Annotated in this window: 6 protein-coding genes; 3 read left to right on the top strand and 3 right to left on the bottom strand. The window is 66.5% G+C overall.

Going from position 1 to position 9,765, the window contains the following annotated elements:
• The 3 genes from AC1DBQ_RS18560 to AC1DBQ_RS18550 form a co-directional block, all read left to right on the top strand.
• Positions 1-1,216, top strand: a 1,216-nt coding sequence (locus AC1DBQ_RS18560) for a S8 family serine peptidase (protein WP_476929907.1), incomplete at its 5' end; no start/stop codon positions are given.
• A gap of 53 nt (positions 1,217-1,269) precedes the next feature.
• Positions 1,270-1,500, top strand: a complete 231-nt coding sequence (locus tag AC1DBQ_RS18555) for a hypothetical protein (RefSeq protein WP_476929906.1) — start codon at positions 1,270-1,272, stop codon at positions 1,498-1,500.
• 1,368 nt (positions 1,501-2,868) lie between these two features.
• The gene (locus AC1DBQ_RS18550; RefSeq protein ID WP_476929909.1) at positions 2,869-3,366 is read left to right on the top strand and encodes a bacterial transcriptional activator domain-containing protein; all 498 of its coding nucleotides are present in this window, start codon (positions 2,869-2,871) and stop codon (positions 3,364-3,366) included.
• Between the two features lie 944 nt (positions 3,367-4,310).
• On the opposite strand, the gene mgrA is transcribed toward AC1DBQ_RS18550, so the two are convergent.
• The 3 genes from mgrA to treY all read right to left on the bottom strand — a co-directional run bounded on the left by mgrA (position 4,311) and on the right by treY (position 9,596).
• Positions 4,311-5,336, bottom strand: a complete 1,026-nt coding sequence (mgrA, locus tag AC1DBQ_RS18545; protein WP_476929905.1) for an L-glyceraldehyde 3-phosphate reductase — start codon at positions 5,334-5,336, stop codon at positions 4,311-4,313.
• A 15-nt stretch (positions 5,337-5,351) separates the two neighbouring features.
• Complete coding sequence (gene treZ, locus AC1DBQ_RS18540) at positions 5,352-7,178, bottom strand: malto-oligosyltrehalose trehalohydrolase (protein ID WP_476929908.1); 1,827 nt, start codon at positions 7,176-7,178, stop codon at positions 5,352-5,354.
• A 78-nt stretch (positions 7,179-7,256) separates the two neighbouring features.
• Positions 7,257-9,596 (bottom strand): malto-oligosyltrehalose synthase, encoded by a 2,340-nt coding sequence (gene treY / locus AC1DBQ_RS18535; protein ID WP_476929904.1) that lies wholly within the window; start codon positions 9,594-9,596, stop codon positions 7,257-7,259.
• Positions 9,597-9,765: the final 169 nt, after the last annotated feature.

The following is a 9,765-nucleotide window of genomic DNA, read 5'->3' as shown; positions in this document are numbered from 1 at the left end:
GAACGCCTCGGCGGTGCTGGAGTCCGCCGGACTTGCCAATGTGGCGGACTCGCGCGATTTCCACGGCCGCGAGGTGGACGTCTCGGAAACCAGCGGCGCTGATGCCACCGTCTTTGGCACACTCGGCATCGCCGTCGTCTCGGCGGAGCCGGACCAGATCGGCGCCCTCCAGACTTCGCACGAAGCGCAGGGCGCTGTTTTGTCCGTATCGCCGGAACTGGTGCATCACATCCTGACAGTGGCCCCCGGCGAGTACGTTCKGGGTTACCGCGACGCCGTGACGGACCTGGACACCCGTCTGAACGGCGGCAACKGCAGGGCCGGCKGCGCGGCAACCCTGGCAGCTCCGACGGCACCCATCTTCCAGGACACCGCCCAGTTCACCTGGGGGCTGCAGGCCGTCCAGGCTAACTCGTCTCAATATTCGGGACGCGGGGTCAAAGTCGCCGTCCTGGACACCGGCTTCGACTCGACCCACCCGGACTTCGCCGGGCGCAGCGTCACCACGCGCTCCTTCATCCAGGGTGAAGCGCCGCAGGACGGAAATGGGCACGGAACCCACTGCATCGGAACCTCYTGCGGTCCCAGGGCACCATCCACGGGGCCGCGCTACGGAATCGCCTATGAGGCRGAGATCTTCGCCGGCAAGGTGCTCAGCAACGCCGGCTCCGGCGCTGACGGAGGCATTCTCGCCGGGATTGACTGGGCGGTGACCAACGGTTGCGCGGTCATTTCGATGTCGCTCGGAGCCGACGTTCCGCAGGTCCATCCCCCTTATGTGGTGGCCGGCCAGCGTGCCCTGGACAGGGGCTCGTTGATCATCGCCGCCGCCGGAAACAATGCGCGCCGCCTCCAGGGCGATTTCGGTTTCGTCGGTACCCCCGCAAACAGTCCCTTCATCATGGCGGTGGGGGCCCTGGACCATCAGCTGGACGTGACGTTCTTCTCCGCCCGCAGCCTGGCGATCAGGGGAGGACAGGTAGACGTCGCCGGCCCGGGCTGGCAGGTCTTGTCGTCCTGGCCGATGCCCCTCCGGTACCGGAGCATCAGCGGGACCAGCATGGCCACCCCGCACGCCGCGGGCGTGGCCGCCCTGTGGGCGCAGGCCACCGGCTTCCGCGGGCGGGAACTGTGGTCCGCAATGGMCCAGGAGAGCGATCGCCTGCTTGCGCCGTCCGTGGACGTCGGCTCCGKCCTGGTCATTGCCCCGCAATGAAACGGCAGGAATCGTCAGCTCTCCGTCGCGCCAGGGAAGCGTAGCCTAGGATCATGGTCAATATCAGTGTGACGGTCGATCAGGAGCACCTGTCCGCAATTGGCGGTGTCGCCGAGGCCCTCCGCGCCCGCGGCATGCGGGTCGAGCAGGTACTGGAGACGGGCTTCATCACCGGGTCCGTTCCTAATGACCGCCGGTCGGCCCTGGAAGCAGTTGACGGGGTCCAGTCCGTGGACGAGCAGCTGGGCTACCAGCTCCCGCCTCCGGATGAAGAAATCCAGTAATGCCCCTTTCCCGGTTCATGGCGTGAGGTTCTGTTGTTGACATGAGCTAAGGAAGTTTCTTGGCGAATATTTCCCCTCGATTTGATCCTTCCCGTGAGCCGGGGAAGAGCCTCGTGGTTGTTTGTCCGTTCAACGGTGACGTGTCCTCAGACGGTTGCCTCAACGGCGATGGACGGTCGGACGCGAAGGCGGCGGTCCCCGTTGTCGGGATTCCCGGTGCGGACGTCGTCGGTGAACGGCCAAGGGGCTGGATCGGGGGAGGACGACGGCGAGGCTGTCCTGGACCCAGCTCCCGCGGAAAATAAGCTCGGAGTTGATGCACTCGCCCGGTACCGCGCGCATGTTTTCACCTTGGCCCGAGACTTGTCCGCCCCTTCGACATCCTGCTCGCCGCTTMCCCACKGTCTCGGATAAGGAAGTCCTCCGCAAACCTGGTTGCTGCCATGGTGAGGGGGCGCTGTATGAGCCACCATGTGACCCCGTGCGCTGTGGCGGTCTCGCGGCGGCCCACGATCCCGAGGGCGGCTTGACAGATATAGAAGATTCGGAGCATTGACTACTGGGGGCGGCAATCATGCCKGGGCAGGCAGGTCAGCCCACCCTCATCCCGCAACAGGAACGGGATACGAAAAAGGGTAATGGGGGCCGACGGTGCAATTACGGTTTGATCCGCTGCCACGGGGTACTGGGTCAACGGAAGTCGGCCGGTGGAGCAGGGGCCGTCGAGGTCAGGGTCGGCAGAGGTGACGAAGCCTGGTGGGTTTGGGCCCCATGTGGTGACGCTCCCTACTTCKCGGAAATGTTCGGGGGCCGGCTGTGGCTTGCGGGATACGACGTCGGCCGTCGCCGGCGACGAAACGGTAAATCCGGAAAAGCTGACGCGCGGGCAATAACCGATGTACTTATTTTCGGGTATCCAAACGTCGGCGGCATTGGCAGAATTCAAGATGGTCGGTCACTAGGGCCGTTTGGCCCGGATTCCAGGAACAAGCCTAATGGCGGTTGCTGTTGTGTACGGGCTGTCAGGCTGCCAAGGTCACGCCCTTTCGCTTCATAAATCCKGCAGATCCGGCGGCCCATTGACATGCCCAGCCGAAATGCGGATCCTCATGGCTAGAACTGTTCCAGCTCGCGGTCACGCTGGATTTGGGGGTACCAATGGGAAGCGGCGACTTTTGCCATTTTCAGCTGAGCCTTTTCCAAACGTGGAGACTCTGCATGGACTCGTGCACTATGCATGTTGCGATGCGCCAACAGCGGCTCATCACCGCCTTGGCTATCCACGGTCCCCGCCCTCGAAGCTACCTGGTAGGGCTCCTGTGGCCGGAGAGTCGCGAGAGCCGGGCCATGGAGAGCCTACGTGTGAGCATGCACCTGGTCTCACGACAGGTCCCGGGCCTGTTGGTCAACGGGGGCGCCGAACTGTCCCTCAGCGATCTGGTGGATGTCGACTTGCACCGGGTCCGGTCCTGCGTTCGGGAGCTAAGTCAGACCGGTATCGACGGCAACGCCGCATCGTCCCTCAACCTGCTTCGCGATGCCGAGCTGCTCCCGGGCTGGTACGACGATTGGGTGCTCTTTGAACAGAGCAGATTGCGGCAGGACCGGCTCCACGCGTTCCACATCATTGCCCGCGAGTCGCTGGCGCGCTGCGACTTTGAGGTTGCCTTGGAAGCATCGGAGGCAGCACTGGAACTTGAACCGCTCTATGAAAGTGCGGTCGGACTTCTCATCCGGGCTCAAAGGCATCAGGGCAACAATGCTGCCGCCCTTCGGGCTTTCGAAACATATCGAGCGAAGCTGCACGAGGACATGGGCCTTGCGCCGTCGGAGGGCATTCGGCGGCTCGTCGCTGACGTTTTGTAGGCGCAGGGCTTGGCGAGGCGGAATCGGGCAAGTTTCTAATCGTCATGCAGGTTGTCCAGCCAACGGTTCACGGCTGCGACCACTTMCGCCCGGTCGCGAGCATAACTAATTGTGTGTTCGTCGCCGTTTGGCGATCCCGCAATGATCCGGGCACGGAAGGGTTCGGGACTTTCCGTGTCCCTCCAGACTCGAATTACCAAGGTTGCCGGGATAAGCCGGCCACCGTTCGGGCTGCCATTCTCGCCCTCGGAGCCCCCCGACTTTACGTTGTCTTCCACAATCAGCTCCTCTCGATCCGGCCATAGAGTGGCTCCTTTGATCTGGCTCACCAACGCTGGCAGCTTGGTCTCGCGCAGTCTCTCAGACCAATCTCAAGATTTTCTGGTGTCGCCTCGATATGGGCATGTCCCATGACGCCGGCTTTCCATAGCCCTTATGGCGTACTGTGCCCAAAGTTCGATTTTCAGCATCAGCCAAACCAAATTGCGGAAGCAATGGTGCGACGGAATCACAGCACGATCAGGCTCGTTCCTTCGGACCGATGCGGATGGCTCCGGGCCAAGGCTTCCTGGAGGTGCGCTCCGTAGTTCTTGTATGAGCGATGTGAGCAAGAATCATTCGGCCGCGAGAAGCTGGGCTGCGTCTTTTGGATTCRCATATTTCCCCGGGACTTGAGTGTTTGCGGGGGAGGGAATGCAGTTCGAGTCCCACCTCGGGCACAGCATTCCCCCTCGTCAGAGACGTCAGGCCATTGTCCCCAGCCGCGACAGAGTGGGTTCTGATGCGGCATTTCCTGACATCTTTCTGTCAATTTCCGAAGTCGTCTGCACGACTAACGGGTATGGAAGGGATTGTCTTTTCGCTGCCGGTCTTGGGGTGCTGGGGAGGGTTCGCGGCTTGATGCCAATTTGGCATGTGAGACCGGCCTTCCGGTCCTTCTCCGCCTAGAGGCTGGTGTCGGACTCGACGGCGAACTCATCGATCGCGTCCAGCTCATCGGCCGCGAAMTCCAGGTTGTTGATCGCGGCCAGGGTGTCCTCGAGCTGCCGGACGCTGGACGCGCCAACSAGTGCGGACGTGMCGGACGAGCCCTTGCCCTGYTCCCGCAGGATCCAGGCGATGGCCATCTGCGCGAGKGTCTGCCCGCGGCCCTCGGCAATCCTGTTGAGGCCGCGCACGCGGTCCAGCTTGTCCGTGGTGATCATGGATTCGTCCAGGGACTTGTCCTGGGCGGCACGGGAGTCGGCCGGGATGCCCGTGAGGTAGCGGTCGGTGAGCATGCCCTGGGCCAGGGGCGAGAACGCGATGGATCCCGCGCCCACCTGCTCCAGCGCCTCGAAGAGGTTGGGGCTGCCGTTCTCGGTCCAGCGGTTCAGCATGGAGTAGCTGGGCTGGTGGATCAGCAGCGGGGTGCCGAGCTCCTTCAGGATCCGGGCTGCCTCAAGGGTCTGCTCCGGGGTGTAGGAGGAAATGCCGGCGTAGAGCGCCTTGCCGGAGCGCACGGCCTGGTCCAGGGCKCCCATGGTCTCCTCCATCGGYGTCTCCGGGTCCGGGCGGTGGCTGTAGAAAATGTCCACGTAGTCCAGGCCCATCCGGCCCAGCGACTGATCCAGGCTGGCCAGCAGGTACTTGCGGGAGCCGAAGTTGCCGTAGGGACCGGGCCACATGTCGTAGCCGGCCTTGCTGGAGATGATCAGTTCGTCGCGGTACGGGGCGAAATCGTCCTTGAAGTGACGGCCGAAGTTGGTCTCGGCGCTGCCGTAGGGCGGCCCGTAGTTGTTGGCGAGGTCGAAGTGGGTGACGCCGAGGTCGAAGGCGCGGCGCAGGATGGCGCGCTGGATCTCGAACGGCTTGTCGTCGCCGAAGTTGTGCCACAGGCCCAGGGAGATGGCCGGGAGTTTCAGGCCGCTGCGCCCCACGCGTCGGTAAGGCATGGAGTCGTAGCGGGTATCAGCTGCCAAATAAGTCATACGTCATATCCTGCCCTAGTTTGTAAGGATCGCGGCGCTGTGGCCAGGGAGGTGGAGACGGCCGGCCGCCTGCTCCCCACCCGGAGTGCGGTTGGCACCCGGATCCAGCCGCACGCCGTCGTCGGTGGCCAGGGCGATGGCGCCCCCGCTGACCGGGACGCGCCGCGCCGCGCCGGAGAAGTTCATCGCCACCTCGGTGCCGCCGCGCCGGAACAGCAGCCAGCCCTCTTCCTCGCTGAAGTCCGTGACGGTGTCCTGGAACCCGGRCTCCATCAGGTCCGGCGTCGTGCGGCGCAGCGCGATCAGCGCCCGGTACAGCTCCAGGAGCCGGGCATGGTCCCCCTCGGAGGCCTCGGCCCAGTTGAGCTTGGACCGGGTGAAGGTTTCCKGATCCTGCGGATCGGGCACGACGGCGGGGTCCCACCCCATGCGCTCGAACTCCCTGATCCGGCCTTCGGCCGTCGCCTTGCCCAGTTCCGGTTCCGGGTGGGAGGTGAAGAACTGCCAGGGGGTGCTGGCCCCGTATTCCTCGCCCATGAAGAGCATGGGCGTGAACGGCGACGTCAGGGTGGCGACGGCGGCGAGCGCGAGCTGCCCGTAGCCCAGGGTCTGGGAGAGCCGGTCCCCGGTGGCCCGGTTGCCGATCTGGTCGTGGTTCTGGCTGCACACCACCAGCGCGGCGGGGTGGACCAGGGCCGGGTTGATGGGCCGTCCGTGGTGCCGGCCGCGGAAGCTGGAGAAACTGCCGTCGTGGAAGAACCCGCGTTCCAGGACCTTGGCGAGCGCGCCCAGCGAGTCGAAGTCCTCGTAGTAGCCGGTGGTTTCGCCGCTGACGTTGACGTGGACGGCGTGGTGGAAGTCGTCGCTCCACTGCCCGGCCAGCCCGTAGCCGTTGACGTCCCGCGGGTAGAGAAGGCGCGGGTTGTTCAGGTCCGATTCCGCGATCATGGTGGCCGGGCGGCCCGTCTCCGCCGAGACGGCGTCGGCGAGCGCGCCGAAGTCCTCCAGGAGGTGCACGGCGCGCTCGTCCTTGAAGGCGTGCACGGCGTCCAGCCGCAGGCCGTCCACATGGTAGTCGCGCAGCCACATGGCGGCGTTGTCCAGGATGTAGCGGCGCACCTCGTCGGACTCCGGGCCGTCCAGGTTGACGGAGTCGCCCCACGTGTTGCCCTCCCCCGACTTCAGGTAGGGCCCGAACCGCGGGAGGTAGTTTCCGCTGGGGCCGAGGTGGTTGTAGACAACGTCCTGGATAACGCCAAGGCCGGCGGCGTGGGCGGCGTCCACGAAGCGCTGGTATGCCGCGGKTCCGCCGTAGCCTTCGTGCAYGGCGTACCACTGGACGCCGTCGTAGCCCCAGTTGTGGGTGCCGTTGAACCCGTTGACCGGCAGGAGTTCCACGAAGTCGATGCYCAGCTCCGCCAGGTACGGCAGCTTTCCTGCCGCGGCGTCCAGCGTTCCTTCCGGGGTGAAAGTGCCCACGTGGAGTTCGTAGATGACGGCGCCCTTGAGCTCCCGTCCCGCCCACTGGCTGTCCGCCCAGTGGTGTTGGCCGGCGTCGAAGGTGCGCGAGAGTGCGTGCACGCCCGCAGGCTGGCGGCGGGAGCGCGGGTCCGGCAGCGGAATGGAGTCCCCGTCCAGCAGGTACCCGTAGTCCACGTCCCCGGAGGCGGGCGCTCCGGGGGCGGTCCACCACCCGTCACCGGCAGTGCCGCCGCCGCTGTCAGTTCCGCCGACGGGCCGCCGGGTCATGGGGTACTGCCGACCATCGGCAAGCAGCGTCACCGTGCCCGCTTCCGGCGCCCAGAGGTCGAAGCGCGCGCTTCCGTGTGCAGGCAAGGTCATCGTCATGCTCCGTTCCGCTGTCCGGGGAATCAGCTTTTCGGGAAGATCGTTTTCAGGAATACCGTCGCAGGAAATACGTCAGGCCGCCGGCACMAGCAGGGCTAGGGGGTAGTCCCGCAGGATCTCCCCCACCGCTACGGGGCCCGGGCCGAAGGTGCGGCCKGTCAGTTCGTCGGTCATGGCGGCGGCGAACCGGATGKACGTGTCCTGCCATCCGCCGCGCTGCTCGAGTCCGCGGGGCAGCCGGGTGGCAAGCGTGAGGGCACCCGGGGTTGAGGCGGTTCCGCGGTCAAAGGCGAGCAGGTGCGCTGCTGCGGCGCCGGTGGCCGTGACYGGCACGTACCCGGTGAAGAGCTCCGGCCGGTCCCGGCGCAGGCGCAGGGCCCGCKAGGTGACGAGGAGTTTCGCCGCGTCGTCCATGAACGACGCCGGACGCTCACCGGCGTCGAGCGCGGCGAGGGCGCGCCGGCGCTCACCGAAGTCGAACGGCCGCCGGTTGTCCGGATCCGTCAGCGACCKGTCCCAGAACTCGGTGCCCTGGTACACGTCCGGCACCCCGGGCATGGTGAGCTGGACGAGTTTGGCGCCCAGCGAGTTGACGGCACCGTACGGCGCCAGCAGCGCCACGAGGGATTCCAGCTCAGCCGTCACCTCCGGGGTGTCGAACGCGGCGTCCACGACGGCGGCCAGCTTCGCTTCGAAGGCCTCGTCCGGATCGATCCAGTTGGTCGAGTTCCCGGCTTCGCGGGCGGCTTTTTGCGCGTAGGACTGCAAACGGTCGCGGTCCGCGGGCCATACCCCTGCGACGGCCTGCCACAGCAGGTTGGCCAGGGGCCCGTCCGGCAGGGGTGCCAGCTTCTGTAGCCGGCGGAGGGATGCCTGCCACTCCGGCGCCAGTTCCGCCAGGACCGAGATCCGGGCGCGGGTATCCTCGCTGCGCTTGGTGTCGTGGGTGCTGAGCGTCGTCATGGACAACGGGAGCTCGGCCAGGCGGCGGGCCATCCGGGTGTGGAACTCCTCCGGGGCAACGGCGAATTCCGTGGGGTCGGCGCCCACTTCGGTCAGGGTGCCCAGCCGGGTGTAGCGGAAGAACGCGGTGTCTTCCACGCCCTTGGCCATGACCATGCCGGAGGTCTGCTGGAAGCGGAGGCCGAGTTCGGCGTCGGGTTCAGGGCCGGCCTTCAGCAGCAGCGGAAGGAGGATTCCGACGGCGTCCCCGAGGTCCGGGCGGCGCCGGACAGCCAGCTCGCAGGCCTCCCGGAGCACGTCCGCCCCTTCGGGCAGGTAGCTGCGGTAGACGGGGAACGCCGCGATGATCTCGGAGAGAGCATCCGCCGCGGCGTCCTGGGCCAGCCCTGCAGCAGCCGGAACCAGCCGCGCCAGCCGGAGCATTTCCGAGTGCAGGATCCCGTCGGTGATCCTGCGCTTGGTGCCGCGGATCATGTCGTCGTAGTCGGCAGCCTGCCCGCCGCGCAGTTCGGTGTCGAGCGMGTCGAGCGCCCCCTGGCCGGCGGGGTCGATGAACACCCGGTCCACGTCCGCGAGGGCGTCGTAGCCGGTGGTGCCCTCGCACTCGAAGGCGGCCGGCAGCACCTCCCCCGGCTCGAGGATTTTCTCGATCAGGAGGTAGCTGCCGTCTGTGGCCTTGCGCAGCCGGCGCAGGTAGCCTTCCGGGTCGGCGAGGCCATCCGGGTGGTCGATCCGCAGCCCGTCAACGAGTCCCTCCCGGACCCAGCGCATAACTTCAGCGTGGGCTTCATCGAAGACCTCAGGGAGCTCCACCCGGATCCCGGCCAGGCTGTTGACGGCAAAGAACCTGCGGTAGTTCAAGTCCTTGTCCGCCCGGCGCCAGCCGATCAGCTCGTAGTGCTGCCGGCCGTGGACCTCGCGGGGGTCATCGRCCGTGGAGTCACCTGCGGTATACGTGCCCTCTGCGAGCGGGAAGCGGTGGTCGTAGTAGCGCAGTTCACCGTCCCGGATCTCCAGCGCGTCCACGTCCGAGTCCTCCCCGAGCACGGGGATCCGGACCCGGCCGCCGCCAAAGTCCCAGTCGACGTCGAACGCCTGGGCGTAGCGGGACTGCCGCCCTTCCTTCAGGAGGGACCACCACCACGGGTTCTGGGCCGGGGTCGCGACGCCGACATGGTTGGGCACGATGTCCACGAGCACGCCCATGCCGGCTTCCCGTGCCGCGGCGGAGACCGCCAGCAGGCCGGCCGCGCCGCCCCGGTCCGGATCGATGGCGGAAGGATCCGTGACGTCRTAGCCGTGGTCCGAACCTTTTTCCGCCGTCAGAATCGGCGAAAGATAAATCCAGTCCACGCCCAGGGACTTCAGGTACGGAACGGCCTGCGCGGCGTCCTGCAAGGTGAAGCCGGGACGGATCTGGAGCCGGTACGTCGAGACGGGCGTCCTCATGAGGCAGGGCCCTTCCTGGACCGTGGCTTCTTGGCGGGAGCAGCCTTCGGGTTCGCGGCCGGCTTGGACGAGCCGCGTTTGGCCGGGGCCGCCTTCGCCGGTGCGGGATCGGCCGGTGCCGGGTCGGCCGGCCCGGGATCCTGCTCCGGAGCCGGGTCCGGCTCAGGCG

The organism is Arthrobacter sp. 10T413_2, from assembly GCF_056394205.1.
The sequence above is the reverse complement of the archived record's forward strand: the minus strand, read 5'-3'. Positions and strand labels throughout refer to the sequence as shown.

Coding starts and splice junctions, on each gene's coding strand:
- AC1DBQ_RS18550 (WP_476929909.1), top strand. CDS start 2,869: ATGCACCTGGTCTCACGACAGGTCCCGGGCCTGTTGGTCAACGGGGGC.
- AC1DBQ_RS18555 (WP_476929906.1), top strand. CDS start 1,270: ATGGTCAATATCAGTGTGACGGTCGATCAGGAGCACCTGTCCGCAATT.